Consider the following 26,318-nt stretch of genomic DNA (forward strand, 5'->3'; position numbering starts at 1 on the left):
GCTTTTTTGCTGTTCGGACGGCCTCTGTGCTACTACCCGCTTTAGGATGTGACCCAGCTCCTATGGGTGGCATCACATCCACGGCGCCATATCGGAGGTCTCGACGCGGCTCCGGCGACGCGCGAACGGGGCAGACAAGCGCGTCAGCTCACCCCCCACAGACCAGGCGCGAACATCCCCAGCTCCCGTCACCGCGGGTAGCCCCGCTGCGCCCCGCGTCGGGCTGGATGCGGCGAGGCGCCTGATCGGCAGAGGGAGGCAAAGCAGCGCAACCGGCCCGGGCCCACAGACCGACCGAGCAGGGAAGGCAGAGGCTGAATCAGGCCGTACGCCGGGGCACCACCAGCAGCACGGCGCAATTGAGGTGGGCTGCCGCCACCCGCCCGACCGCACTCGGCAAGCCCTTCGCTCGCTGGTCGATCCGTGAACTCGCCGACCACCTGCGGCCTGACGTCGCACGACCCCTACGGATCGGACGCGAGCCCCTGCGCGGCCCGCTCGCCCGCCGCGCGATCACCTTCCAGCACACCAACCTGTGGGGCATCAGCCGGTGCCCGGCGTCGCTCCCACCTGGACCCACCCTCCAGTCGGCCGACGCGGCCCGCTGCTGAAGCTCGACGTCGGCACGAAGCTCTGACCGATCGGGGCCGGCTCCACATCGACATCGCCGACCTGGCCACCTGCTCCGACGTCCCCGGCCACGCGGACCCTGTCCCACCGGGGACCTTCTCGGGCGATCCCTCCGACGATCCCCTGGCCATCTCGGTCAACGAGCAGTTCCCCGACGACGGCCGCACAGACGGCGCCGCGCGTGACGAGGCATCAGGCCGGCCACGATGTGGCGCCGGCCTGTGACTCTGCGGTCGTTCATCCCGGGCGCCGATGGCGATGACAGGGCCCGGCAAGGAGCAGCCGACGGGGGTACGTGGGCCGTCACGGCAGATCGGTGCGTCCCAGCCAGGTCGGCCGCATCGGCACCCCGTCCGCATATCGCTCCATCGGCGGCGACGAGGGCGGAGGCGGCACCACTGCGCCCACCGGCTCCGGTTCAGCCTTTGGGTGACCGACTACACCACTCGGCGGGACACCATTCGCCTGTGATTCCAATTCACTCCATTGGGGACAATAAAGGGTTTCTCTCTCACCTCGCTTGCCTTGCCCATCGATGATCAATCTGCGGCATCCGGCGCACCAGCACGCATCTCGCTGCCCTCGTGAGCCTTCGCCGCACAGGTCAAGCGATGAGCAGGAAGGAGGACTGCATGCACCTGACTCCTCATGAGCAGGAACGTCTGCTGGTCCATGTGGCGGCGGATGTCGCCCAGCGGCGCCGTGAGCGAGGGCTGCTGCTGAACTATCCCGAGGTCATGGCGCTGTTGACGACGCACGTGTACGAAGAGGCACGGACCGGCGCGACGGTGGACTCGATCATGGAATCCGGCCGCCATGTGCTGGCGCGCAGCGAAGTCATGGAAGGCGTCCCGGAGATGATCGCCAGCGTCCAGGTCGAGGCGACGTTCCCGGACGGGACGAAGCTGGTGACCATTCACGATCCGTTCGACGAGCCGGCCGAGGACGTGGACGTCCATCCGGGCAAGCTGGAGCTTCTTCCGGACGACGAGGAATTCGCGGTCGCGTTCAACAAGGGCCAGGAGCCCGTGGAACTGCCCGTGAGCAACCCTTCGGACCGTCCGGTCCAGGTCGGCTCCCACTTTCACCTCGCCGAGGTCAACGAGGGCCTCGTCTTCGACCGCGATGTGGCACGCGGCATGCGGCTGCACATCCCCTCCGGGACGTCGGAACGCTTCGAGCCCGGTGACGAGCACACCGTGTGGCTGGTGCCCATCGCGGGGGACCGCATCGTCAGAGGTCTTCAGGCCGGGAAGAGCGAAGAGGAGATGCACCTCGATGAGCAGTCAGACTGAACAGCCTCCGGGCCCGTTGAAGCGGTCCGACTACGCCGACCTCTACGGTCCGACGGCCGGCGACCGGGTCCGGCTCGCCGACACCGACCTCGTCGTCCGGATCGATGCGGACTGGTGCGGCGGGCCCGGCCGCAGCGGCGACGAGATGATCTTCGGCGGCGGCAAGGTGATCCGCGAGTCGATGGGCCAGTCGCACGTCCCGCGGGACGATCCCCGCGCACCGGTGGACACGGTGATCACCGGTGCGCTCATCCTGGACCACTGGGGCGTGGTGAAGGCCGACGTCGGTGTGCGCGACGGGCGGATCCAGGCGATCGGCAAGGCGTACAACCCCGAGACGATGTCGCCTGCGCCCCACAGCGACGCACGTGCGTCGTACTTCGTCGTCGGGCCCGAGACGGAGGTGATCTCCGGCAACGGACGGATCCTGACCGCGGGCGGCGTCGACACCCACGTGCACTTCCTGTGTCCCGAGCAGATCCACGAAGCCCTCGCGTCGGGTGTGACCACGCTGATCGGCGGCGGCACCGGGCCCGCGGAGGGCAGTACGGCCACCACTGTGACGCCCGGCAAGTGGCACATCCAGCGGATGTTCGAGGCACTGGACTCCTATCCGGTCAACATCGGTCTGCTCGCCAAGGGCAGCACGGTCTCAGAGAAGGCGCTGCGCGACCAGGTCGCCGCCGGCGCCCTCGGTTTCAAGATCCACGAGGACTGGGGTGCCACGCCCGCGGTGATCGACGCGGCGCTGAGGGTCTGCGAGGAGACCGGTGTCCAGGTCGCCCTGCACGCCGACTCGCTGAACGAGTCCGGGTTCGTGCGCCACACACTCGCCGCGACCAAGAAACGCTGCAAAACCACGGAGACCAAGTACCGCAGCTTGCACGTCTTCCACGTCGAAGGCGCCGGCGGCGGTCATGCACCCGACATGATCAGTTTGGTGGGCGAGCCGAGTGTGCTGCCCGCCTCGACGAATCCGACCCGGCCCCTGACGGTCAACACCGTCAAGGAACACGTCGACATGATGATCGTCTGTCACCACCTCAATCCCGAGATCAAGGCGGACATGGCGTTCGCCGACTCGCGGATCCGGCCCTCCACCATGGCTGCCGAGGACCTGCTGCACGACATGGGCGCCATCTCGATGATGTCCTCCGACGCGCAGGCCATGGGACGCATCGGCGAGATGATCATGCGGACCTGGCAGACCGCGCACGTCATGAAGTCCCGATACGGACACCTGCGCGAGGACGATGCCAAGGCGGACAACTTCCGGGCCCGGCGCTACATCGCCAAGTACACGATCAACCCGGCCATCACCCACGGCATCGACGACGAGGTCGGTTCCGTCGAGGTGGGCAAGCTGGCGGACCTGGTGCTGTGGGAGCCGAAGTTCTTCGGCGTGAAGCCGCACATGGTCATCAAGGCAGGCCAGATCGCGTACGCGCAGGTCGGTGACGCCAACGCCTCGATTCCGACGCCGCAGCCGTTCCTGCCACGTCCGGTGTGGGGGTTCAGTGGCCGGTCCCCGAAGGCCAATTCCTTCAACTTCGTCTCGGAGCCGGCCGTCGACGGCGAGTTGTCCCGGATCGGCCTGCTCAAGCCGCTGCGCGCGATCACGTCCACCCGCGAGGTGACCAAGGCCGACATGGTGCACAACGACGGCCTGCCGGAGATCGTCATCGACCCCGACACCTTCGACGTCACCATCGGCGGTGCCACCACCTCGGACGTACGCACCACGGTGGACGGGCAACTGATCGGACGGCACTACGCCACCGAACTTCCCATGGCTCAAAGGTACTTCCTGTTCTGATCCCCACACCGGCCCGGCCCCGCCTTCTCGCCGGGCCGCCTGTCCCCGTGAAAGGCGGGCTGCTGCCCTCATGAGCCGTGCTGCCCTGCTCGTCCTGGCCGATGGCCGCTTTCCCGCCGGTGGGCATGCCCACTCCGGCGGTATGGAGGCCGCGATCTCCTCTCAAAGCGTGTACGACACCGCAAGTCTGGAGGCCTTCTGCCGGGGGCGCCTGCACACCGCCGGGCTGGCCGCGGCCGGGCTCGCCGCCGCAGCGGCCACCGGATACGACACGATGATGCTGGACGAGGCCGCCGACGCCCGCACGCCCGTGCCGGCGCTGCGGCAGATCGCCCGCAGGCTCGGCCGGCAGATGTTGCGGGCGGCGCGCGCCACCTGGCCCTCGCCCGACCTCGACCGGCTCGCCCGCCTCCAGCCGCAAGGAGCGCACCAGCCGGTCGTCCTCGGCGTGGCGGCCCGCGCCGCCGGCCTGACGCCGTTCGATGCCGCGCAGTGCGCCGCGTACGAAAACGTCAGCGGGCCGGCGACCGCGGCGGTACGGCTGCTGAGCCTCGACCCGTTCGACGCAACCGCCCTAATGGCACGGCTCGCCGGTGAACTCGACGACGTCGCCCGATCCGCAGCCGACGCGGCGGATCGAGTCGCCGCCGACGGTATCGGCGTGCTGCCCGCCGCGTCCTCTCCGCTGCTGGACATCACCGGCGAGCAACACGCCGCCTGGAGCATCCGTCTCTTCGCATCCTGACCTGCCTCTTCCTGCTGGAGCCACCATGCACCTCGACCACCCCACGACCATGCCCCACCGCCACACCTTCAGCGCCGATGCGTTGCACCCCGACGGCAGCCGCCGCGCGCTGCGGGTAGGGCTCGGCGGGCCCGTAGGCTCAGGCAAGACTGCGACCGTCGCCGCGCTGTGCCGTGCGCTGCGGGACCGGTTGTCCATCGCCGTGGTCACCAACGACATCTACACACGCGAGGACGCCGAGTTCCTGCGCCGCGAGGCTGTGCTGCCGCCAGAACGGATCACCGCCGTGGAGACCGGCGCCTGCCCGCACACCGCGATCCGTGACGACATCTCCGCCAACCTCGAAGCGGTCGAGCAGTTGGAGCAGACGCTGCAGCCGCTGGACCTGATCCTCATCGAGTCCGGAGGAGACAACCTCACCGCCACCTTCTCGCGCGGACTCGTCGACACTCAAGTGTTCGTGATCGACGTGGCCAGCGGCGACGACATCCCGCGCAAGGGCGGCCCCGGCATCACCACCGCCGACCTCCTCGTGGTCAACAAAACCGACCTCGCGCCGTATGTCGGGGCCGACCTGGACACCATGGCGGCCGACGCGAAGAAGCAGCGCGGCGCTCTGCCGGTCGCATTCACCAGCCTCGCCTCGGCCGACGGGGTCCGTCCGGTCGCCGACTGGGTCACCGGGCGTCTTACCGCGTGGCGTGCCGGGGCCGCCACGTGACCGGCACCACGCAGCTGCCGGCCGCGCCACCGACACCGGCCGGGCCCCGGCCGAAGGCCGAAGGAGGCGCCACGGACAACGGGCTGCCGGACGAGGCGCCCTGTGCGGTGCGGGCGCACACGCCCGGCACCCACCCGACCGCCCCTCACCCCACCGGCGTCCGAGCCACCGCCCGTATCCGAGCCGCCCACAACGGCCGCGCCACGACGCTCCCGCTCCTGCACAGCGACGGTCCCTTCCACCTGCGCCGGCTGCGAACCCGCGACGGGCAGGCGCGGGTCAGTGTGATCGGGGCCATGAGCGCACCGCTCGGCGGGGACCGCCTCGAACTCGACATCGCGGCCGAAGCGCGAGCCGAACTGGAGGTGACCACGGCAGCCGCCACCATCGCCCTGCGCGGCTCCACCACCGCCCCCGCCACCTACGACGTCCGGCTCACCGTCGGCGAAAACGCATCCCTGAACTGGCTGCCGAAGCCGTTGATCAGCACCCGAGGCAGCACCCTGCACCAGTCCTACACCGTGGAACTCACCTCCACCTCTCGTCTGCTGTTGCGGGAGGAACAGCTCCTCGGCCGCATAGCGGAGCCCCCCGGTCATCTCTCCACCCGCCTGACAGTGCGGCACGACGGCCGACTGCTCCTTGACCAGCACACCGCCTACGGTGGCCCCGCACCGGCGTGGGACGGGCCGGCAGTCCTGGGCGGGCACCGCGCCGCCGGACAACTCCTCGTCGTGCACCCCCAACTAGCTGCAGACCAGAAGCCGTTTCTCTTCGGTGACGACCCGGAGGAGGGATGCGCCGTCCTCGCCCCTCTCGCCAACGGGCCGGCACTGCTTGCCACCGCCGTCGCACCCACAACGGCCCACCTGCGCCGCATCCTCGACACGGCTCTCGCACACGTCCTGATCGCGCAGGAGACTGTATGAAATCCCGCAGCTCCTTACATCAAGCGGCGGCGATCAGAGAGATGCCGAAAGAACCGACAGACCCCCGCCCTGCTCACGCTGGACGGCCGGTGGGTCGAGGAGGACGGGCCGAACTACCGCCGGTGGTTCAACGCCTACCTCGACGCCCTGCCACCCGAGACGATGGTGGTCAGGGTGCTGTACCACTCGTGGACACCGCCGTGTGTCGGGTCTCGAGCCTCGGGCCGTCGTCGCCGAGCCCCCGCGGCACGAATACTGCTTGTTCCACGCGGGCTCGGACGTCCAGCGCGAGGACGTCGATGGGGCGCCGGTGTCCCAGACGGTCCAGGACTGGGCGCTGCAGCCCGTGTTGCCGGAGTGGAAGTTCCACAGCGCCAGGTTGGTGTCGACGATCAGCGCGTCCTGGATCGGCGTGGGATTCCAGGTGATGCTCCCTTGTCGACGCAGCGACTTCGCCGGGGCGCCGCCACTCACGGCCACCTGCTGGGGAAGTCTCTGGTCCCGAATGTCACGGCGAGTGATCCTTGACCGAGTCTCTACCAAGCCCGGTTTCTCAGATGGTCCACCTGGCAGGTATCAGGCTGTTGCCACCCCGGCAGTCGGTTGATTTCGCTGCGACCGGCATGACGGATGAGTGAGGATTGCGGTCATGGGATTGTCGACGGCGTTCACGGAACTGTTCGGTGTGGAGCATCCGATTGTCCTGGCCCCGATGGGCGGGTCGGCCGGTGGAGCCCTGGCGGGGGCGGTCTCGCGCGGCGGCGGGCTCGGACTGCTGGGCGGCGGGAACGGGGACCAGGACTGGCTGGCCCGCGAGCTGCCTGTCCTGGCCGACGAGGGCGCCGGGAAGCCTTGGGGCATCGGCTTTCAGACGTGGGCGATCAACGTCGGAGCGGTCTCGCGGGCGCTGGAACACAGGCCGACTGCGATGATGTTGTCCTTCGGCGACCCCAGTCCGTTCGTGGAGCACATCCGCAGCGCGGGCGCGGCGCTGATCATTCAGGTCACCGACCTGGAGGAGGCCCGGAGGGCGGTGGATCTGGGCGCCGATGTGATCGTGGCGCAGGGCACCGAAGCCGGCGGGCATGGAGCCCGGCACGGGCGGTCCACGCTGCCGTTCGTGCCCGTCGTGGTGGACCTGGCGGCGCCGGTGCCGGTGCTGGCGGCCGGCGGGATCGCCGACGGCCGCGGTGTGGCAGCCGCCCTGGCGCTGGGGGCTGCGGGAGCACTGCTCGGCACCCGCTTCCAAGCCACTACCGAGGCCCTGCTCGCCCCCGCGAGCGCCAAGGCGATCGTTGCGGGACGTGGGGAGGACACGGAGCGCAACAGGGTGCTGGACATCGCCCGCAGCTCGCGGTGGCCGGCGAAGTACACCGCGCGCACTCTTGGCCACCCTTTCCTCGACGGATGGCGGGGCCGGGAGGACGAGCTCGCAGCTGCCCCTCATGCCCAGCAGGCGTACCAGGACGCGGTGGTACGAGGCGAGATCCCCGCATTGCCGCAGTGGGCCAGCGAGGCCATCGACCTCATCAACGACCTGCCGTCCGCGGCCGATCTGGTCGGTACCCTGGCCGCACAGGCCGAGGACATGCTGACCCGAGCAGGCAGGCGCTGATCGTGATCGCCGGGAAGCAGTGTCACGGCCGGACAGCCATGACGTACTGGGCGTTGGGGAAGGTCGGTCGCCACTCTCCGTCGTTTGTCAGGCGGGTGTTCCAGCCGACGTGGTCGCCGTGGACATGGGTGCAGATCACCGTGTCCACGTCCTGCGGGCGGACGCCTGCCGCGGCCAGCTCATCGAGGTACTGGGTGTTCAGATGGTGAAAGGACGGCATGGCCGGGCGCTCCCGGTCGTTGCCGATTCCGGTGTCGATCAGGATCGTCCGGCCCTGGCTGCGGATCAGCCAGGTCTGCATCATGGTGCGGATCTCGTCGGCGGCCGGGTCCAGGAAGGTGGGGGCGAGCCAGTTCTCATGCGCCTGCCAGTGCCCCATGGGCACGCCGGGGAAGATGTAGTCGCGGGCGCTGCCTCTGGTGGGCAGCTCGACCACGCGGGTGATCTCCACGTCTCCAAGCGTGATGGTGTCCATGCCCCAGCCTGCGCGCTGGATGACGCAGGCGCCAGGGTCACATGGCCGCACCTCGGAGGGAGGTCGGTGGCGCGATCGAACTGGGCAGGCAGCCCTCGGGCGAGCGATGGACGATGTCGGGGTCCGGCACTCCCTCGAAGTCCCGGGCGAGCTGGTCACCATTGAGTACGTGGTCATGCGGGACGCCAAGTAGATCCGTGTCCCGGTCCTGCTCCGGTTCCACTGACGGCAGCGCCCCTTGCGACGCCCATGACTGCTCCGTCGGTGCGAAGTCTGTGCGGTGCGGGCCGTGCCTGGCTGCCGCGGCCCGGGACGCGGCGGAACATGGCACAGCGGGCATCCGGATCCACAGGCATGCACGCCGTCACGTCGCCGTGAACAAGGGCTCCGGTGACCTCCCTCCTGGCCGTGATACGTCACAGATGCCACTCGGGCCGGAACCCTGAGAAGAGTTCCAGTCCGAGTGCTGACCACACCGGGGCGGGCCCGTCTGCGCGGGGCTACGACCGGCGAGGACGTCAGCGGGACGTCAACGGTGCGCAAACAAGACGTGAGCGCCGGGCAGGAGAGTGATGAGTGTCAGGAGGTCAGGGACGATTCGCCCGCAGGACCCAGGCCTTTGTCACGCTGTCACACTTGAGGAGATCCTCATGCGTACGTTCCACAACCGTCACCACGCCACCGTCATCGGCGCCACCGCCACTGCGGTCCTCGCTCTGGCATTGACCGCCTGCGGTGGGGAGGACACCGGCACGAAGGCTGCCGGCTCGGCGGACAGTTCCGTATCTGCTGCGACTTCGGCGGGGTCTTCGCGCTCCACCGGGTCGGTGAAGACCAGCGATGCCGTGCAGAACACCGGCACCACGAACGCCGTCACCATGAACGCCGTCACCGCGAAGGCGGGCGGCGGCAACGCCAGCAGCGACAGCTACACCTACACGCACCCGTGCGAGATGCAGAAGCTGTCGGTACACGTGACCCGCCGGGCCGGTGCGCCCACCCAGCGGGTGATCGAGGTGCGCAACGTCGGCTCGAAGGCCTGCGGCCTGAGCCACTACCCACTGGTCAGCCTGGGCAATTCGCAGTCCCCGGACCACAGCCACGATGTCAGGCCGCTGATCCCCAGCGGGCTCGGCGGGGTACCCGCATTTCCGGTTCGGGCCGGACACACCGCCTACGCGGTGATCGACCTCAATCCGAGCGGTGCGACCACAGGGACCGTGGCCAAGATCGACGAGATGAATGTGCTGGCCGACGGCGACCACATGCCCAACGCGGACACGCTCAACTTCCCGCTCGGCTCCGGCGCGAAGGTGCTCAAGCCCAAGCTTGGCCTGTACAGGAACACGGTCGCGGACGCGGTCAGGTCCATGACCCAGGCCGACACACAGTCCTGAACGCGCCCCACACCGACCGTGACACACGTCCCCGCATGTTGCGGATGCTCTGCTTCCCGTACGCGCGGGGCTCTGCGCGACATCCCGTGAATTCTCCCGAGCCTCTCTGAAAGGGCGTTTACATGGGTTGACCTCGATCTTGTATGACGGTCCGCCGATGGAGTCGGTGGACCGTTTTGCATTTCCTGTCGGGTGGTGGGCAGGCCGGGGGCCCGGCTGACGTGCCGGGTGGGCACCGGGGTTCCGGTGTTCCGGGTCGGTGCTGCTGTTCGTTGGACAGGGAGAGCTGCTGGTCAGCCGGGGTTCGGGCGTTGCACGAGCCGGTTGAGGTTGTCGCAGACGATCGCGATGCGCACCGACGGCGGGTGGAGGGTGCGCAGGTAGCGGCAGAACTCCAGGAACTGGGTGCGCTTCTTGACCGGCTTGACGTGGCCGTAGAGCTTGTCCTTGCCCAGGTCCAGGGCGGCGAAGAGATGACGCACGCCGCCGTAACGGTGGTACGTGGCCCGGCGTCGACGACGCGGCTCACGCTCGGGGTCCCTGTGCCTGCCGCCGTGCTCGGCCCACTGCCTACCGGGATGGGGCATGAGGTTGAGTGCCTGAACTCGTCCATGCAGAAGACGACTTCAGGTTCGCCCTTCTCGGGTATGACCTCGCCGTCGGCGAGCGCGTAGAGGTGCTCGACGCGTGCCTTCCTGGCTGCGTAGTCCGGGTCGCGGGAGGCCTTCCAGGTCTTCAGCCGTTGAAGGGAGACGCCTTCCTCGCGGAGCAGCGTGCGCAGGCCCTCGTGACTGAGTGTCGTCGACCACCCCCTCAGCGACCAGAAAGTCGGCCAGCTTGGTCAGGCTCCACGTCGAGAACGGCGTTGTCGTGCTTGGTCGGCTTGGACTTCGCGATCTTCTTGATCTCGCGTCGCTCGGGCAGCGTGAACGTTTTCGGGCGGCCGCCGGCGTACTTCGGGTACAGCGAGGCGAAGCCGTCGGTGTTGAAGTTGTGGATCACATTCCGAACCCGGTCCGCGCTGGTGAAGGACACCTCCGCGATCTTCGCCACGGACATGCCCTGGGCGGACACCAGCACCATCCGGGCGCGTCGCCAGGTCACCACCGAGCCGGTGCCCCTGCGGATGATCCGCAGCAACTTCCCGCCCTCGTCGTCATCGATCTCGCGTACACGTACTCGTTCAGCCACCCGCATACGGTGACCACCGTCCGGTGCCCGCCGTAGGACCCCGGACGGCGCGTCACATCACAACAGGGCAAACGTTGCCTGCTACGGCACTGGATCGGGCTCGCGAGGGGCACGCCGACCCATTCGATGCGGGCTTGTGGCGGGACGGTCGCTGAGGTGACTTCGGTTGGTCAGCCTGCTGTCGGGCTCTGCGGGACCTACGCTCGTATGAACCCGTGGCTCCGCTCCACTTTCGCCACATGCAGCGTGTAGCTCTGGTACCACTCGACTTGCCCGCGCTTTTGCGCCGCGCGGTGCTCGGCGTTGCACCGCCACTCCGTGAGGGCGTCGGCGTCGCGGAAGTACCCGACGGTGATGGCCAGCCCACCAGGAGTCTCCGCGAGGTCCATCCCCAGGAACCCAGGGATGTCCTTCACCAGGTCTTCCATGCGTGCGGCGGTCTCGCTGTAGCCGCTCTGGTCCTGGGTTCGCACCGTAGTGAAGACAGCCATGTAGTAAGGGGGTTCATAGGCCTCGACGGGCGTGACAGGCGCTTCGGAGTGATCGCTCATGGCGCCACTGTAAGGCAGGGACCGCCCGGTCCGGGCCCCGAAAGCCCGCTTCAAGTGGCTGTGCGGCTCGGTCAACGACACCGCCGCCGAAGTCGTGGCCGCGGTGTTCGATAGCAGAGCGTGTACCGCTTCACTCGCCGGCCGCCTCATCGACCACGAACATCTCATCGGACAGCCTCTTCGCCATGGCCACCGGCAGCCAGGTCTTCTCCTTGAACAGCTCGTCCCATTCGAGTTCGATGAAGCCCTCTCTAGTGCTCCAGTTCTTGGCGGTCTGGGAGAGATCACCCCGCTTGGCGCTGATGTTTATGCTCCGCACCTCGGGCGGCAGCGGTTTCTCATCGAGTACCTCCTGGATCCGTCCGGGCGAGGCCTTGAGGAACACGATTGCCGAAGTTTTGGTGGGCACCGCGCCGGCGACGACGTCAAGGAGGTCGGATCCGAGATACGAGCCGACGTGCAGTCGATAAGGGTTGAGCGAGTAGGCCCGCTCGACCTGGTCCATGATCCCATCGCCGCCCGGCCGGGCAGCCACCTCGATCACCCAGGCCGTCCCATCCGCGGCGAGCTTGATCTCCACATGGGCGAGACCCCGATCGATGCCCAGCGCAGTACAGGCCCGTACGGCAAGGTCGGTCAGAGCCTGGTCTCCGGTGCGGTGGCTCGGCACCAGGTGCGCGATCTCGGCGAACCAGGGGCGAGGGGACAGGTACTTCTCGGTCACGGCGACGACCTGAGCACGGCCAGCACCGCAGAGGACTTCGACGGACACCTCGTCATCGGAGTCAACGAACTGCTCGACAAGGTACTTGTCGCCCCGGATGTTGTACGACGATCCGTGCTGCGCGACGACGCCCTTCGACTCTGCGAGACCGGCGACCGCCTCCTCGCGCGTGGTGGCCAGCACAACTCCGCCGCTGCCACCGAAGTCGTACGGCTTGATAACCACGGGCAGACCGATGGCCGCGATAGCGTCGAGCAACTCTTGCTCGGACTGAACCAGCTGGGATCGAGGAGTCGGAACGCCGGCGGCCAGAAGAGCCTGCTTCATGGCGTACTTGTTCCGGGCGTTGACTACGACCGTGGCATCCAGCCCGCCCAGTCCCAGGACGCGATTCACGGTGTTCGCCGAATCCACCGTCCAGTCGTTGAGCGGAACGACGATTTTGGGGTGCCAACCCTGGGCCGAGTGTGCGCGGATGGCCCTCAGCAGGGAGTCCGCGTCCATGGGATCAGCTGACAGCATGTTGTCGAACATGCGGTTCGGCTTGCGTACGGCATCTTCCGCGGCTGCCCAGACGGGGAGATCCGTAGCCTGCTTGGTCCCTAAGAGGGCCCGTTCGCGAAGATACTGGTCAGCGCCGAGCAGGAGTACATATTCTTTTGGCGGCATGGCTGCATCCCTTTTTCCATGGATCCCCCTGCGTGCGATATTTATTCTTGATATTGCCGCCGGGAATCAGGGGAGAATAAGTGAATCAATTCACGGTCAAGATGGCTAGCTATTGACGGGAGACTCTTCCGACCCGCGCCGCGGTCATGCAAAATTGCAGGTCAGCAGCTTGCCGAAAGTAACCCGAAAAGTTTCTTGTCAATACAACAATCCGGATGCGGCGATTCTCATTCCACTCCATCAACAGGTAAACAAACGACTGGATGCTTGCAGCGATTGAAACAATGGGGGCATTTGCCGGCACATGCATCCCTTCACTTCTACTGCAAGATCGTAGCCATCAACCTGAGAGGCGTGCAAGAGGGCGGCGGCGTTCATGGAATCTGCCCGGTTTGGTAATTTCAGCCAAGTTACCCGAGTTGCGGGAAACCCGCTGCGGCAGCTGCTCGTTGCCCGCTTCCAACTGCTCGCACTGCGCCGTGAGCACCGTGTTCTGCTCCCGCAGCGTGCCGATCAGTGCGAGAAGGTCCTCGCGCGACGCGGCAGGCTCGGCAGCGGCAGGCGTGATCCCCGAGCCTGGCAGAGCCGACCCCCATCTGTCACACCGTCAACTCGCAACAGCCGAACCGGCCTCATGGACGCGTAAGTTCTTGTCGCGTAGTCATAGGTATGACTACACTGCACCCTCATCTCCATGCCGTGAACACACCTTTGGAAGCCACCACTTGGACCAATGAATAGGGCGGAGGCAACGCGCTTGGAGTGCGTTCCTGCTGAAGTAGCACTTCTTTGCCGACCTGCTCGCTGGAGTCGGTCCTGCACGTGAGTACAACACTTCGTCTTTCTGACGGGAAGGTTCCACGTGAGTCAGTCTGTCCAGCTCCTTGCCGCCGCCCTTCTTGTCCTGGGGTTCGGAGTGCAGCATTCCGGATTCGCCACGCTGAGGGTCAAACGCGTAGTCAAAGCAAACACAGGTATAGAGCCCCTGGCATGGCGTTCTGTCGAGTCCTTGGCGAACGTCGTGTACATCCTGGTGCCGCCGCTCTGTGGCAGCACACAGACTCGGTGACCTGGGAACTGTCGGGCGCCCGCATGGTGAACCGGCTCAATCTCCGTCAGCGATTTGTCGTTGACAGGGACGTCCTCGATAGCCTTGATCTCGGGAGGTTGCGGGGACCAGGCCTACTTCGGTGATGCCTTTGTCGTGGAGATGCCGCTGCTCGCCGCCAGTGGGGACTTCCCGTTTTTTGGGGCCGCTGGTGCCGGGGTGCACTACGACGGCGACGCTGTTCCCACGGTCTACTGGGTCGTCGGGAGCACGTCGTTCGATGCCTGGCAGTCCGCACCAGGCAACACCCCCCGGGTAAAAGTGAAACACCCGGCCACCAATCACTCCCCGCACTTCGCACTTGGTCCGAGGCCGACGCTCCGTACAACGTCGGAGGCCATGGTGACGGCCGCCCTCACGTACTTGGCAAGTCCTGCCAGCTGATGGAAGAACGGATGTCGACGAAACCCACCCAGCAGATCGGTTACCGGGAGTCCACGGCGCTCGGCGTGGGCGGCATCATTGGTGCCGGCATCTTCGTGCTGAGCGGTACAGCCAGCAGCATCGCCGGGCCGGCGGTGGTTCTCTCGTTCGGAATCGCGTTCGGCGCCTCACTCATCCTCAGCCTGTGCTACATCGAACTGAGTTCGATGCACGAGGACTCAGGTGGACCGTACGCCTATGCCAAGCGCCATCTGCCGCCGTACGTGGCGACCATCGCGGGCCGGGCGAACTGGGGTGCCTGGACGTGCGCCAGTTCCCGCGAGGACGTAGCCAAGGTGCTGTTTGGTCCGGAGCTGATCGCCACCGGAGACCTGGGCGAGTTCGCCCCTCGGGGGTATCTGCGCCTTAAAGGGCGGAAGAAGAACGTACTGGTCACCCGTGGCAGCCAGAAGCTACAACTGGAGGAACTGGAGCAGGAGTTCTGCCACGAGCCAGGGGTGAAGAAGGCAGCGGTGTACCCATGCAGGGAGGCCTGACCCTGATCGCCTGGCATAAGGGCGGTCCGGCGGTGGTCGCTCGCGGTCTGCGGCAGCGCATCGAAAGGCAGAACAACCGTCTCGGCCATGACTGTCCGATCAGCCGGGCTGCTGATGACTGACCCGCTGGAGTCCGACAGCCGGCTACTCAACCGCAATCCGAAGCTCAACCGCGAGGCGGTGCGCGCGGCGACCGAAAACCAAGCGCAGCCGCCTGGCGCCTGGACTGCCCAGCACCACAACCGCGAACAAGACCAAACCCAGCCGAACCGCAAGGAGACCGTAGGACCATGACCGTGCCGGACGATGCCAAGACCGCAACTTCCACGGCGGAGGTGGCTCGCCTCTGGGGCACTCTCCTCCACCTGCCCAAGGTGCCGGAGGATGTGAGTTTACTTGCGCTGGGCGGCGATTCCTCGCTGCTCATGGAGATCGAGGAACGGTTCGGCGTCCACCTCGGCGCCGACGATGTCCTGGACGACCTCACGGTGCGGGGATTCGCCGTGGCCATCGACCGAGCCGGGTCGGCTGCGACGGACCAGCGGTGAGCGCGACGGCGCCCACAAAGGCCCACCGGCCGGCCGCACCCGGCGACTTCTGGAAGCTGTGGGCAGGCCAGTCGACCAGCCTGCTCGGGGACAGCTTCATGGTGGTCGCGCTGCCGCTGTTCGCCGTGAGCGTGCTGCACCTCTCGGTCGCCCAGGCGGCACTGACCCCCTTCGCGCTGAACGCGCCGTTCCTGGTGCTGAGCCTGCCGGCCGGCGCGCTCATCGACCGGCGCAGACGCCGTGCGGTCCTGCTGGCATGCAACGCCGTTCAGGCTGGGGTGTTCGGCTTGCTCGTGCTCATCGCCTGGCTGCACCAGCTCTCCTTTGCCCTGCTGATGCTCCTTCTGGTGATCAGTGGGTGCGCGCTGGTGTTCTTCCAGGTGGCCTACACGACTTATCTGCCGAGTCTGATCTCCGATCCGGACGAACTGCACCGCGGCAACAGCCGGCTCTACCTTTCCGAGTCGGCGTCCAAAACGTTGGGGCCGGTGGCGGCGGGGCCGCTGGTGAGCCTGCTCGGCCCGCTCGTCACCATCGCCGTGAACGCCGGCTCCTTCCTGGTGTCCTTCGCAGCCATCAAGGCGATCGGGCATCGCGAGCCTGAACCGGAGGCGACGCCTGTAGAGCGCGAGGGAATGATCCGGGAGATCCGCGAGGGGCTGAGTTTCGTGCTCCGGCACCCTTGGCTGGAACCCGTGCTCAGCGCCGGGGCGATCTACGTCTTCTTCTTCAGCGTGCTGGAAGCCAGCCTGGTCCTCTACCTGCACTACACCTGGGGCATGTCCGCCGGGGCGATCGGCCTGGTGCTGGGACTGGCCGGCCTGGGCTACCCCGTCGGCAGCCTGCTCTCCAAGCGCATCATGGACCGGATCGGGACCTCCCGGGCGCTGATCCTCAGCCTCGTGGTGAACATCCTCGGCTGCGTCGCCATGCCGGTCTTCGGCTCCGTCGGCTGGACGGTCGGCCTGATCGCCGGCGGGATCATGCAGGCCTTCGGCGACGCGGTCTTCGGGCCCATCTCACTGACGCTGCGACAGAGGGTCACCCCGCCCGGCCTGCTCGGACGAGTCAACTCCGTGCAGCGATTCCTGCTGTGGGGCATGGTGCCCCTCGGCAGCCTGACCGCCTCCGCGCTGATCTCGCTCGACGGACTGGCCACCGCCCTGTGGACGGGCGGCGTCGGCACCGCCCTCTGCCTTCCCGCCCTGGCCCGACGGGGCGTGCGCCGGGGTTGGGGCACTCCGGCGGAGGCACCGCATGACGCACCGGGCAACTGACGTGACGAGCGGGATCGACCCCGAACTGCTGAGAGCCGCCCAACTGCGTCCGCGCATGACGATCGACGACCCGATCGCCCTGAGCCGCGAATTCCGGCGGGCCATCCAGATCTCGCGCATGCTCCGCGCCCGCGCCGAGGGCATCGACGCCGCCAGCACGTTCGAGGACCGGGTCGCCGAGCACGACGGTCAGGCCGTTCCCGTCCGGACATACCGGCCGGCCGACGGTCCCGCAGACGCGTCCGCCCTGGTCTACTGCCACGGCGGGGCCTTCGTCGCGGGCGACCTGGACACGGAGCACGACCGCTGCCTGCGCCTCGCGGCGGAGGGCGACTGCGCCGTGGTCTCCGTCGACTACCGCCTGCCGTCGGCGCACCCCTTCCCGGCACCCTTCGCGGACTGCCTGACCGTTCTGCGCTGGGTCCGGCACGCGGGTCCGTCGATGGGGATCGATCCACTGCGCGCCGCCCGCTGCTGTTGCAGCTGCTTCTCTTCCCGGCACTGGACGACCGGTTGTCGACCGCGTCCATGCGCGGTGATCCCGGGGCGGTCGTGGACAGTGCGCACATGTGGCGGCACTGCCTCGGGAACGACTCCGGCGGCCGCTCCCGGCCGTACGCCGTGCCCGGACGCGCGAGGACCTCGGCGGTCTGGCTCCGGCTTACCTGCTCGTCGCCGGCCTCGACCCACTGCGGGACGAGGGGATCGACTACGCGCGGCGACTGCTCCGCGACGGCGTCCCGGTCGAGCTCCACCACTTCCCCGGTGGTTTCCACACAATCGACGTGGCGGCACCGACCGCCACCTTCTCTCGGCGCGCCCTGGCCGATCAGGCCGCCGCACTGCGCAGCGCCTTGCTGCGCGTCCGATAGAGCCCCCTGAGTGCAACGAGGTTGATCGATGACCATCGCCGCTGTCCATGTCCACCGTCTGGTGGCTCCCCTCCACACGCCGTTCGTCACTGCCCTGGCGCACCTGACCCACGTCTCGACCGTCGTCGTCGAGATCGTGGACAGCGACGGGCGCTCCGGCTTCGGTGAGGCGCCGGAGGTGTGGACTGTCACCGGATCCTCACTCGCCTCCAGCGAGGCCTGCGTCAACGAGGCCTTCGCTCCGCTTCTCATCGGTCGCGATGCCGATGACGTGGTGGAGAACTGTCGCAGGGTCAGCCGCGCCGTGGTCGGCAACGAGCCGGCCAAGGCCGCGGTGGACATCGCGCTCCACGATCTCGCCGCGGTCCGCCTCGGGGTCCCGCTGGTCCGACTGCTCGGCGGCTCCCGGCTGGTGGTGCCCACCGACGTGAGCCTTGCAGTCGGCACGGTGGACAGCCTTGCCACGGCGGCGAAGAGCCGGGCCGCAGAGGGCTTCGACGTGCTGAAAGTCAAGGTCGGCACGGACGCTGCCACGGACATCAACCGCGTGACGGCGGTCCGCCAGGCGGTCGGTCCCGAGGTGAGGATCCGTCTCGACGCCAACCAGGGGTGGACGCCCCGCGAGGCGGTACGGGTCATCCGCTCGCTGGAGGACGCCGACATGGGGGTGGAGTTCGTCGAACAGCCGGTGGCCTACCGGGATGTGGAGGGCCTGGCCTGGGTGAGCGACCGCGTCGAGACCCCGATCATGGCGGACGAGTCCGTCTTCGACGTGCGCGACCTGGTGGAGGTGATCCGCCGGCGCGCGGCGGACCTGGTCAACGTCAAGCTGGCGAAGAGCGGCGGACTCAGCGCCGCCCGTACTCTCCTCGAACTGGCGCGAGCCCAGGGCATGGGAACCATCCTCGGCTGCATGCTGGAGAGCGAGATCGGCACCGGCGCCGCGGCCAGCCTGGTAGCCGCCTACGGGACCACGATGGTGAGCGACCTCGACGCAGTGTGGTGGCTCCAGCGCCCCGCCGTTGTCGGCGGCATGCGGTACCAAGGCGCTGCGGTCGTGCTGCCCGACGCGCCGGGCCTGGGCATCTCCGGCCTGGTCGCCGCAGAAGCCCGGGAAGCCACGGAGGCACGGGCATGACGATCGCCGTCCCTTCCGGAACCGACCCCGAACCGTAGTCGGTGGTGACGCGGACCGGGAACCCACACCGTGGTCCCGTTCTCCTCACGTCTGCCGGGGGCGGTGCGCGGCGGGAGGCTCCGGCGTCCACGGATGTCCCGGTTCCCCGCAGGAAACAGCCGAGGCCACCGCGTACCGGTGGCTGCAAGTGGACCAGTGACGCCGTGAAGAAGTGGTCCGTTGAGGAACTGTGCCCCGGCCTAGGGTGATCGCAGAGTACGGCACCCCCTATCGGCCCCCGCAGCAGGAGTAGATATCCGTGCCCAGAAGGCCCTTATCGATCTGCGTCGTCGGAGTCGGCCCGCGCGGCCTTTCCGTACTGGAACGGCTGTGCGCCAACGCTCGTCGCTCACCACACCGCCATCGCGTTCACATCTACCTGGTCGACCCCTGGCCGGCCGGTGCCGGAGCAGTATGGCGCACCGATCAGTCCCAGCAGCTGCTGATGAACACCGTGGCCTGCCAGATCACGGTGTGGACCGACAAGAGTGTGTCCATGGACGGGCCGGTCGAGTCCGGCCCCAGCCTGTACGAATGGGCACAGGAGGTCAGCGGCGCGAACGGACATAATGCAGCCGGCCGGGATGAGCGGGCAGTGACCGAGGCGCGGCGGCTGGGTCCTGACGACTACCCGACGCGGGCCTTCTTCGGCAGCTACCTGCGGGAGATGTTCGCCCATATATGCCTGGCGGCCCCGCCGCACGTCGCCATCACCACCCACTCCACCCGGGCGGTGGCCCTCGGCGGCGGACACGACATGGCGGTGCAGCAGAGCGTGCTGCTGGAGAACGGACGGCTGATCGAGGGCCTGGACGCCGTGATCCTCTCCCAGGGGCATGTCGGCGCCGAACTAAGCGATCAGGAACGGCTGTTGTCCGACCGGGCACGGGAGCAGGGACTGCTCTACGTCCCCCCCGCCAACCCGTCCGATGTGGACCTCTCCGGCATCGCCCCGGGCGAGCAGGTTCTGCTGCGCGGCCTGGGCCTGAACTTCTTCGACCACATGGCTCTGCTCACCAGTGGCCGCGGCGGCCGGTTCGTCCGGCACGGCTCGGAGCTGGTGTACGAGAAGTCGGGGCTGGAGCCCCGGTTGTGCGCCACCTCCCGGCGGGGCATCCCGTATCACGCGCGCGGCGAGAACGAAAAGGGCGCGCACGGGCGGTACGTCCCGCGGCTGCTGACCGCGCAGCGCATCGCGCAGCTGCACCATCGCGCCCAGGACGGTGACCGCGTCTACTTCGGGACCGACCTGTGGCCGCTGATCGCCCGTGAGACGGAGTGCGTCTACTACGGCACCCTGCTGGACAGCTGTGGGCGCAGCTTCGACCGGGAGGCGTTCACCGAGCTGTACCTGGCTGCCGAACCCGAAGCGCACCGGGTGGAGATCCTGGACGCCTTCGGTATCGCGATCGAAGACCGCTGGGACTGGAACCGGCTCGCCGATCCCTGCGCCGGACGGCAGTTCGCCGACCGGGACGCCTTCCACACCTGGCTGATCGAATACCTGCGGCAGGATGTCCACCGGGCCCGCGGCGGGAACGTGAGCAACCCTGTGAAGGCCGCCGTGGACATTCTGCGCGACCTGCGCAACGAGATCCGCCTCGCCGTCGACCACGGCGGCCTGGACGGCAACTCCCACCGCAACGACCTGGAAGGCTGGTACACGCCCCTCAACGCCTTCCTGTCGATCGGACCGCCCGCCTTCCGCGTCGAGCAGATGATCGCGCTGGTCAAGGCCGGGATCCTGCAGGTGACCGGCCCGGGCGCCAAGATCCACGCGGACCCGAACCAGCCGGACTTCGTGTGCACCTCCCACGACATACCGGCGCCGCCGGTCAGGGCACGTGTCCTCATCGAGGCCCGGCTGTCCGAGCCCGACCTGCGCCGGACCACCGACCCGCTGATGCGGCAGCTGCTGGACGACGGGCACGTCACACCCTTCCGGATCGAGGGCGGCTGCGGAACCACCTACGAGACCGGCGGACTTGCCGTGACCGCCCGCCCCGGTCACGTCATCGACGCCCGCGGCCGCGTCCATCCGCGCCGCTTCGCCCACGGCGTACCCACCGAGTCCGTTCACTGGGTGACGGCCGCCGCCGCACGCCCCGGCGTCGACTCCGTCAGTCTCGGTGACGCGGACGCCATCGCCCGCGCCGTCCTCGCGCTCCCGCCCGCCCCGGCCGCCGACAGGACCGGAACCGGTGCGCGGGCAGTAGCCGGTGCACCGGCCGAAACCGATGGTATGGCCGGCAGCAGCGCAGGGGCCGACGGAAGGGAAGTGGGGTCATGAGCGCGCCGTCCGGCATCCCCTCCGACTCGGGGCTTCTTTCCCCCGTCCGGGCCGGCACCCCTGTCGAGGCAGCCGTCGGCGACCAGGCCTGGCTTCAGGGCATGCTCGACGCGGAGGCGGCACTCGTGCGGGCCCAGGTCACCCTCGGCACAGTGCCGGCCTGGGCCGCTGACGCCATCACCAGCGCGGCCCGTGCGGAACACTTCGACCTCCGCGCCCTGGCCCTCGCTTCCCGCGAGACAGCCAACCCCGTCGTCGGCCTCGTCCGCGCGCTGACACGGAAGGTCGCGGCAGAGCACCCCGCGGCGGCCGAGTACGTACACCGCGGCTCCACCAGCCAGGACATCCTCGACACCGCCGCGATGCTCATCACCGCCCAGGCCCTGCGTCTCATCCGGGCCGACCTGGCTCAGGCGGCCGACGCCCTGGCGGCGCTGGCCCGCGAACACCGCGACACCCCCATGGCCGCACGCACCCTGGCCCTGCAGGCCGTACCCACCACCTTCGGACTCAAGGCGGCAGGCTGGCGTCAGCTTCTCCTGGATGCCGACACACGCCTGGCCCGGATAGTGGAGCACGGGCTGTACTTCTCCCTCGGCGGGGCTGCGGGCACCCTCGCCGGCTACCTTGAGTACGCGCGGATCGACGGCGCCGCCGACGCCGTCGCATCCGGCCAGTACCTCGAACAGCTGCTGGACGCCTTCGCCGCGCAGACCGGGCTGGCCCGGCCGCCGCTGCCCTGGCACGCACTGCGCACACCCCTCGCCGACGTCGCGGCAGCCCTCGCCTTCACGGCGGGAGCAGTGGGCAAACTGGCCCTGGACATCCAGACACTCAGCCGCACCGAGATCGCGGAAGTCGCCGAACCCTCCAGGGAGGGCAGGGGCGCCTCCTCGGCCATGCCGCACAAGAGGAACCCGGTCCTGGCGACCATGATCCGCAGCGCCGCACTGCAAGTACCGGTCATCGCCACCGGCCTGACACAGTGCCTGGTCTCGGAGGACGAACGCTCGGGCGGAGCCTGGCATGCGGAGTGGCAACTGCTGCGGGAAGCGCTGCGGCTGACCGGCGGTGCCACTCACACCGCCGTCGAGCTGGCCGAAGGCTTAACCGTCCACCAGCAGCGGATGCTCCACAACCTCGACCTGACCGGCAGCCAGATCGTCTCCGAACGCGTCACCGCCCTCCTCGCACCCCGCCTGGGCAAGGTTCCGGCCAAAGAATTGCTGACCGTGGCATCCGCCGAGGCCGCCCGGCTGGGCGTCCCACTGGCGCAGGTGCTGGCGGGGATGCCACAGGCCGCCGACATCTTCACCCCGGAGGGACTGAAAGCAGCCTGCGATCCCGCGCACTACACCGGCGCGGCCGCAACGCTTGTGGACCAGGCGCTGAAATAGGCCCTGGCCCACCCCACTCCAGCCTGCTTCGCCGCCCGAACCCGAGGGGTCAGGCGGCGAAGCACCGACCCAGGACACGCACCAGGGCGCCAAGCGCACCTGCGTAGCCGTGCTGTGGCGGTGTGGCGTACCCGACGACCAGACCCGGCGGGTGGGGGCCGGGCGTTCCCCAGTAGCCGCCCAGTGCGGCCACGGCAAGCGACTCCCGGCGGGCGGCCTGAATCACCTCCCGCTCCCCCGGGCCGTCCGGCGACCAGCGGACCAGCGCATGCAGTCCCGCCTCCTCACCTATCAGCCATGCCCCTGGTACCCCCCGTGCCACCGCCGAACTGAGCTGCTCACGACGAATCCGGTAGCGCTCACGGCACCGGCGCACATGCCGGTCGTAGCCGCCCGACCGCAGCAGATCCGCCAGCACCATCTGCGTCAGCGCCGCCGAATGCTGGTCCGCGATCCGCTTCGCCGCCGCGATCCGCTCCACCCAATCCCCCGGCACCGCGAGCCACGCCAGCCGCAGTCCCGGGGCAAGGGTCTTGCTGGTCGTCCCCGCGTAGATCACCCGGTGCGGAGCCAACGCCTGCAACGCCCCCACACGCTGCCTGCCGAACTGGAATTCACCGTCGTAGTCGTCCTCCACAATGACGGCGTCAGCCTCCTCCGCCCAGGCGACAAGCGCCTTGCGTCGTGCCGGAGTCAGCGTCGCGCCCATCGGGTACTGGTGGATCGGGGTGACGACCGCGGCCTGGCCGCGCAGCCCCTCAGGACGCAGCCCCCGCTCGTCCACCCCGACGGGGTGGACATTCAGCCCGGCCGTCTCGATAACGTTTCGGAACAGGGGATAGCAAGGATCCTCGACCGACACCGTGCCCATCCCCTGTTCGGCAAGGACGGTCGCGATCAGGCCAAGAGCTTGGGTGAAGCCGTGGCAGACGATGATCCTTTCGGGCCTGGTGACCACCCCGCGCGTGCGGCCCAGGTAATCGGCCAGGGCCTGACGCAGCTCCGGCCGACCTCGCGGATCCCCGTAGTCCAGCGCCTCGGCGGGCACCAGCCGCAGGACCCGCTGGGTAGACCTGACCCACGCGGCGCGCGGGAACATCGTCACGTCCGGCAGGCCGGGCCTGAGATTCCACTGCCATGGGCTGCACGTACCCGGCGGAGGGCGGCGGGCGCGGGCCTCACCGTGGTGAGCGGCCACAACCCTGGTCCCGGAGCCCTGCACGCTCTCCAAGTACCCTTCGGCGATCAGACGATGATAGGCACTGGTCACCGTGCCTCGGGCCAACCCGAGGTCGGCGGCGACACCGCGCGTGGAGGGCAGCCGTGCGCCCGGCAGGAGCCTCCCGCTCTCGATGGCCCGCCGCAGCCCCGCCACCAACTGCTGGCTACGGCCCCGACGTTCCTTCAGGTCCAGTTCCAACTGCAGGTCCAGGGAGCGCATGATGCTGGAGGACATGGTGGGTTCTCCTTCTCGGTCACACGGCGGGATCTCCGGCCGGGCGCGCCGAAGCGAGAGGCGGGGGCCAAGGGGCGGGGATCTCGACGGCCCCTTCGACGGTGCCGACTGGACAGTCGGCCCGCCCTACGACGGTCATGCGCCCTTCATCACGACGTCGGCTCCCAGGCGATCTCCGACGGCGCCGCCGGGTCGATCTCGTGGACGGTGACAGATTCGGCGTGGGGGGCCACGCGGTCGGCGAGTTCCCGGCGTGCCCGCAGCAGCGTCTCGGCGGAGACGGCCGGGGCGATGCCCTCCAGTAGCAGCACGGCGTCGCGCGTGCGAGCGGTGACCTTGGTGACGTCGGAGTCCCGGTGGTTCCAGTGCCTGGTCATCACCTGCCGCCCGTCGGCGTAGACGACCTCGCCCTCCAGTGGCGTCTCGGTCTTGTCCGGCTCGCCCAGCGGCACGTATACGTCGTCGGGCTGCGCGAAGCGCAGTTCGAAGCCGGTGTGGAACGCGGACAGGTCGAATCCGCCGGTGGGGAGCATGTAGGTCAGCGACACCAGGTTGCAGGTGTCCACGAGCGGGGAGACGCGGGGCAGCCGGCCCGACTTGCGCAGGCGTCGCCCCAGGGCATCGATGCTCGGGCGGGCTCGGCGGGGATTGGTGCCGAAGCTGCGCAGCAGTTCGTGCCAGACGGAGATGGCGGACTCGTTCTCGTCCGGGATGTGCCGCAGGCCCTGCCTGACGTCGGCTTCCAGCCCGGCCAGCGCCTCTTCGGTCTCGGGCCAGGCCTCGCCGTTCTTGATGCCTTGGACCAGCAGGAAGACGGTGCGGCACTGCGGATAGCGGGCGGCGATCCGTGGTGACATGCCGACGGTGAGCCGACGCGTGGCGGGAGCGGTCGAACCTGCGGTCTCGGGGTGGGACATGGGGAATTCCTCGGGGTTGGTCACGGACTTCTTCAGCGGCTGCAACTCGTCGTGCGCCCAGCAGGCCACGTGGTGGATGCCGGGTCGTGCACGACGGCACCGGGCGCCGTCGGTGTCGCGGAGGGCGCGTGCGAAGGGTGGTCGGGGCCTCGCGGCGGTGCGGGCGAACGCACCGCCGCGCGCACAGTGGGGATGCGGCGGTCGGAGAAGGCCGGGAAGTCGGCGCGGGCCCGAGCGACGTCGGCCGGATCGAGGACGGCGGACAGCACGGCGTCGCTGGTGTCCGCCTCGGCGACAATCCGGCCCCATGGGTCGACGATCAGGCTGGCACCGCCCAGCTTGACGTCGGCCTGCCGTCCGGCCGCGTTGCAGGCAAGTACCCATGCTTGGTTCTCCAGCGCCCGAGCCTGCACCAGCAACCGCCAGTGCGCGATCCGCGCGGCCGGCCAGGCGGCGGCGACCAGCAGTATCTCGGCGCCGTCGTCGGCCAGCACGCGGAACAGCTCCGGGAACCGCAGGTCGTAACAGGCCGCAAGACCGACCCGGCCGATCCCCGTGTCCAGGGCTTGCACGGTCTCCCCCGGCTTCAGGAAGGCCGACTCCTTCGACTGGTGGCCGAAGAGGTGGACCTTGCGATAGGCGTGCAGCAGGACGCCGTCGGGACCGAACAGCAAACTAGTGTTGAAGAGCCCGCCTCCCGGCCCGCGTTCGACGATGCTTCCGGCATGCAGATGGACGTCGGCATCGATCGCCGCATCCCTCAGGGCGAGTACCGTCGGCCCGTCGAGCGGCTCGGCCGTGCGGTCGTAGTCGTCGAAGGCGAAGTAGCCGGTCGCCCACAGCTCTGGAAGGATCACGACATCGGCGCCGCGCTGCGCGACAACCGCGGCGCACAGGGCGCCGACCCGCTGCTCGAAGGGCTGGCTGTGATCTACATCGGCCTGGATCAGGACAGCGCGCATGCTTCTCCTCCGGCCCGGGGACAGTGGAAGAAAGGCCGCCTCACCACTGATCTGACTCCTCGTTCGTGAGTAGGTCGTTCCAGGCCAGCCCGGTCAGGGGCTGCTGGACTGACTGATGTGGATGGGTTTCGCGGCGGTCGCGTGGGCACCGGATGGACTCCTGCGTCCTCCCGGCCTACAAAGGCCTCAAGAAAGAGCGGTTGCCTCCGGCGCCTTCGAGTCGCCGCGAAACCCATCCCGGCCGCCCGCAAGCCGTCGAGGACGCAATGAGGCACCAACTCGCGGCAGTCCTGATGCAGTTGGATGCCTCCTGCCGGGCGACTGATGAGCCGGCCGAGGCGGTGGAGGAGTCTTTTCGCGAGCACCCGGACGCTGACATCCTGCTCGGCTTCCCCGGCCTCGGCGTCCTGCTCGGCGCCCGGGTGCTCGCCGAGATCGGTGATGCCGCCGACACCGAGCCCAGTGGCTTCCCGGTACCCGATCTTCTCATTGGGTTTCGTCGACACCTGTGGTTCCTTCAACTTAGACCGGCCGGCAAATGGGGGGCGGCGTCGCGGGGCTGGGCACGCACATCTGCCGCGTTGTCGTCCATCACCATGGCTCCTTCCCCAAGCTCTCGGCTGCGCTCGAGCAGGG

General features: G+C 68.5%; 22 protein-coding genes and 3 pseudogenes. 18 read left to right on the forward strand and 7 right to left on the reverse strand.

All coding sequences use genetic code 11. The features are described 5' to 3' along the window. Window positions 1-359 precede the first annotated feature (359 nt). The 7 genes from ABTZ94_RS22200 to ABTZ94_RS22230 all read left to right on the forward strand — a co-directional run bounded on the left by ABTZ94_RS22200 (window position 360) and on the right by ABTZ94_RS22230 (window position 7,751). Window positions 360-611, forward strand: a complete 252-nt coding sequence (locus ABTZ94_RS22200) for a hypothetical protein (protein WP_502967288.1) — start codon at window positions 360-362, stop codon at window positions 609-611. A gap of 651 nt (window positions 612-1,262) precedes the next feature. Then, on the forward strand, window positions 1,263-1,925 hold the full coding sequence (locus ABTZ94_RS22205) for an urease subunit gamma (protein ID WP_351202788.1): 663 nt from the start codon (window positions 1,263-1,265) through the stop codon (window positions 1,923-1,925). Then, a complete protein-coding gene (locus tag ABTZ94_RS22210; RefSeq protein ID WP_351202789.1) occupies window positions 1,909-3,741 on the forward strand; it encodes an urease subunit alpha in 1,833 nt (610 codons plus the stop codon). The genes ABTZ94_RS22205 and ABTZ94_RS22210 overlap by 17 nt, the downstream gene beginning before the upstream one ends. Before the next feature lie 70 nt (window positions 3,742-3,811). After that, window positions 3,812-4,486, forward strand: coding sequence for an urease accessory protein UreF (locus ABTZ94_RS22215; RefSeq protein WP_351202790.1), 675 nt, complete (start codon window positions 3,812-3,814; stop codon window positions 4,484-4,486). A gap of 25 nt (window positions 4,487-4,511) precedes the next feature. Further along, window positions 4,512-5,207 (forward strand): urease accessory protein UreG, encoded by a 696-nt coding sequence (gene ureG, locus ABTZ94_RS22220; protein WP_351202791.1) that lies wholly within the window; start codon window positions 4,512-4,514, stop codon window positions 5,205-5,207. Then, entirely contained in the window at window positions 5,204-6,136 is a 933-nt protein-coding gene (locus tag ABTZ94_RS22225) for an urease accessory protein UreD (protein WP_351202792.1), read from the forward strand. Before ureG ends, ABTZ94_RS22225 begins: the two co-directional genes overlap by 4 nt. Before the next feature lie 649 nt (window positions 6,137-6,785). Further along, complete coding sequence (locus ABTZ94_RS22230; RefSeq protein ID WP_351202793.1) at window positions 6,786-7,751, forward strand: nitronate monooxygenase; 966 nt, start codon at window positions 6,786-6,788, stop codon at window positions 7,749-7,751. A 22-nt stretch (window positions 7,752-7,773) separates the two neighbouring features. Here the strand turns inward: ABTZ94_RS22230 and ABTZ94_RS22235 are convergent, their stop codons facing one another. Further along, window positions 7,774-8,202 (reverse strand): MBL fold metallo-hydrolase, encoded by a 429-nt coding sequence (locus ABTZ94_RS22235; protein WP_351202794.1) that lies wholly within the window; start codon window positions 8,200-8,202, stop codon window positions 7,774-7,776. 674 nt (window positions 8,203-8,876) lie between these two features. Here ABTZ94_RS22235 and ABTZ94_RS22240 point away from each other — a divergent pair. Next, window positions 8,877-9,623, forward strand: a complete 747-nt coding sequence (locus tag ABTZ94_RS22240) for a DUF4232 domain-containing protein (protein ID WP_351202795.1) — start codon at window positions 8,877-8,879, stop codon at window positions 9,621-9,623. A 323-nt stretch (window positions 9,624-9,946) separates the two neighbouring features. Here ABTZ94_RS22240 and ABTZ94_RS22245 read toward each other — a convergent pair. From ABTZ94_RS22245 to ABTZ94_RS22255, 3 genes and pseudogenes are all read right to left on the reverse strand, one after another. After that, window positions 9,947-10,814, reverse strand: a pseudogene (locus ABTZ94_RS22245) (IS630 family transposase); the annotation flags it as partial. A gap of 197 nt (window positions 10,815-11,011) precedes the next feature. Further along, window positions 11,012-11,365 carry an antibiotic biosynthesis monooxygenase family protein gene (locus ABTZ94_RS22250; protein ID WP_351202796.1) on the reverse strand — a complete coding sequence of 118 codons (354 nt, stop codon included), beginning with the start codon at window positions 11,363-11,365 and terminating at the stop codon, window positions 11,012-11,014. A gap of 130 nt (window positions 11,366-11,495) precedes the next feature. Next, on the reverse strand, window positions 11,496-12,758 hold the full coding sequence (locus ABTZ94_RS22255; protein WP_351202797.1) for an ATP-grasp domain-containing protein: 1,263 nt from the start codon (window positions 12,756-12,758) through the stop codon (window positions 11,496-11,498). A gap of 1,503 nt (window positions 12,759-14,261) precedes the next feature. Between ABTZ94_RS22255 and ABTZ94_RS22260 the strand changes: the two genes are divergently transcribed. The 9 genes and pseudogenes from ABTZ94_RS22260 to ABTZ94_RS22300 all read left to right on the forward strand — a co-directional run bounded on the left by ABTZ94_RS22260 (window position 14,262) and on the right by ABTZ94_RS22300 (window position 22,347). After that, window positions 14,262-14,786, forward strand: coding sequence for an amino acid permease (locus tag ABTZ94_RS22260; RefSeq protein WP_351202798.1), 525 nt, complete (start codon window positions 14,262-14,264; stop codon window positions 14,784-14,786). 87 nt (window positions 14,787-14,873) lie between these two features. After that, window positions 14,874-15,080, forward strand: a complete 207-nt coding sequence (locus tag ABTZ94_RS22265) for a hypothetical protein (protein ID WP_351202799.1) — start codon at window positions 14,874-14,876, stop codon at window positions 15,078-15,080. Next, window positions 15,077-15,334, forward strand: a complete 258-nt coding sequence (locus tag ABTZ94_RS22270) for a phosphopantetheine-binding protein (protein WP_351202800.1) — start codon at window positions 15,077-15,079, stop codon at window positions 15,332-15,334. Before ABTZ94_RS22265 ends, ABTZ94_RS22270 begins: the two co-directional genes overlap by 4 nt. Further along, the gene (locus tag ABTZ94_RS22275) at window positions 15,331-16,611 is read left to right on the forward strand and encodes an MFS transporter (protein WP_351202801.1); all 1,281 of its coding nucleotides are present in this window, start codon (window positions 15,331-15,333) and stop codon (window positions 16,609-16,611) included. The genes ABTZ94_RS22270 and ABTZ94_RS22275 overlap by 4 nt, the downstream gene beginning before the upstream one ends. 118 nt (window positions 16,612-16,729) lie before the next feature. After that, window positions 16,730-17,062: pseudogene (locus ABTZ94_RS22280) on the forward strand (alpha/beta hydrolase); the annotation flags it as partial. A 118-nt stretch (window positions 17,063-17,180) separates the two neighbouring features. Next, a complete protein-coding gene (locus ABTZ94_RS22285; protein WP_351202802.1) occupies window positions 17,181-17,483 on the forward strand; it encodes an alpha/beta hydrolase in 303 nt (100 codons plus the stop codon). 28 nt (window positions 17,484-17,511) lie between these two features. After that, entirely contained in the window at window positions 17,512-18,621 is a 1,110-nt protein-coding gene (locus tag ABTZ94_RS22290; protein ID WP_351202803.1) for a mandelate racemase/muconate lactonizing enzyme family protein, read from the forward strand. Between the two features lie 298 nt (window positions 18,622-18,919). Continuing rightward, window positions 18,920-20,950: an FAD/NAD(P)-binding protein gene (locus ABTZ94_RS22295; RefSeq protein WP_351202804.1), complete on the forward strand. Its 2,031-nt coding sequence runs from the start codon at window positions 18,920-18,922 to the stop codon at window positions 20,948-20,950. After that, complete coding sequence (locus ABTZ94_RS22300; RefSeq protein ID WP_351202805.1) at window positions 20,947-22,347, forward strand: nitrosuccinate lyase; 1,401 nt, start codon at window positions 20,947-20,949, stop codon at window positions 22,345-22,347. Before ABTZ94_RS22295 ends, ABTZ94_RS22300 begins: the two co-directional genes overlap by 4 nt. A 49-nt stretch (window positions 22,348-22,396) precedes the next feature. On the opposite strand, the gene pdxR is transcribed toward ABTZ94_RS22300, so the two are convergent. The 3 genes from pdxR to ABTZ94_RS22315 form a co-directional block, all read right to left on the reverse strand. Next, entirely contained in the window at window positions 22,397-23,803 is a 1,407-nt protein-coding gene (gene pdxR / locus ABTZ94_RS22305; protein ID WP_351202806.1) for a MocR-like pyridoxine biosynthesis transcription factor PdxR, read from the reverse strand. 149 nt (window positions 23,804-23,952) lie between these two features. After that, window positions 23,953-24,744, reverse strand: a complete 792-nt coding sequence (locus tag ABTZ94_RS22310) for a B3/B4 domain-containing protein (protein WP_351202807.1) — start codon at window positions 24,742-24,744, stop codon at window positions 23,953-23,955. Window positions 24,745-24,752: 8 nt separating this feature from the next. Continuing rightward, window positions 24,753-25,682, reverse strand: a complete 930-nt coding sequence (locus ABTZ94_RS22315; protein ID WP_351202808.1) for a nitrilase-related carbon-nitrogen hydrolase — start codon at window positions 25,680-25,682, stop codon at window positions 24,753-24,755. Between the two features lie 293 nt (window positions 25,683-25,975). Between ABTZ94_RS22315 and ABTZ94_RS37935 the strand changes: the two are divergent. Beyond that, window positions 25,976-26,318: pseudogene (locus ABTZ94_RS37935) on the forward strand (hypothetical protein); the annotation flags it as partial.

It is taken from the genome of Streptomyces sp. NPDC002785, assembly GCF_040295565.1.
GTDB lineage: Bacteria > Actinomycetota > Actinomycetes > Streptomycetales > Streptomycetaceae > Streptomyces.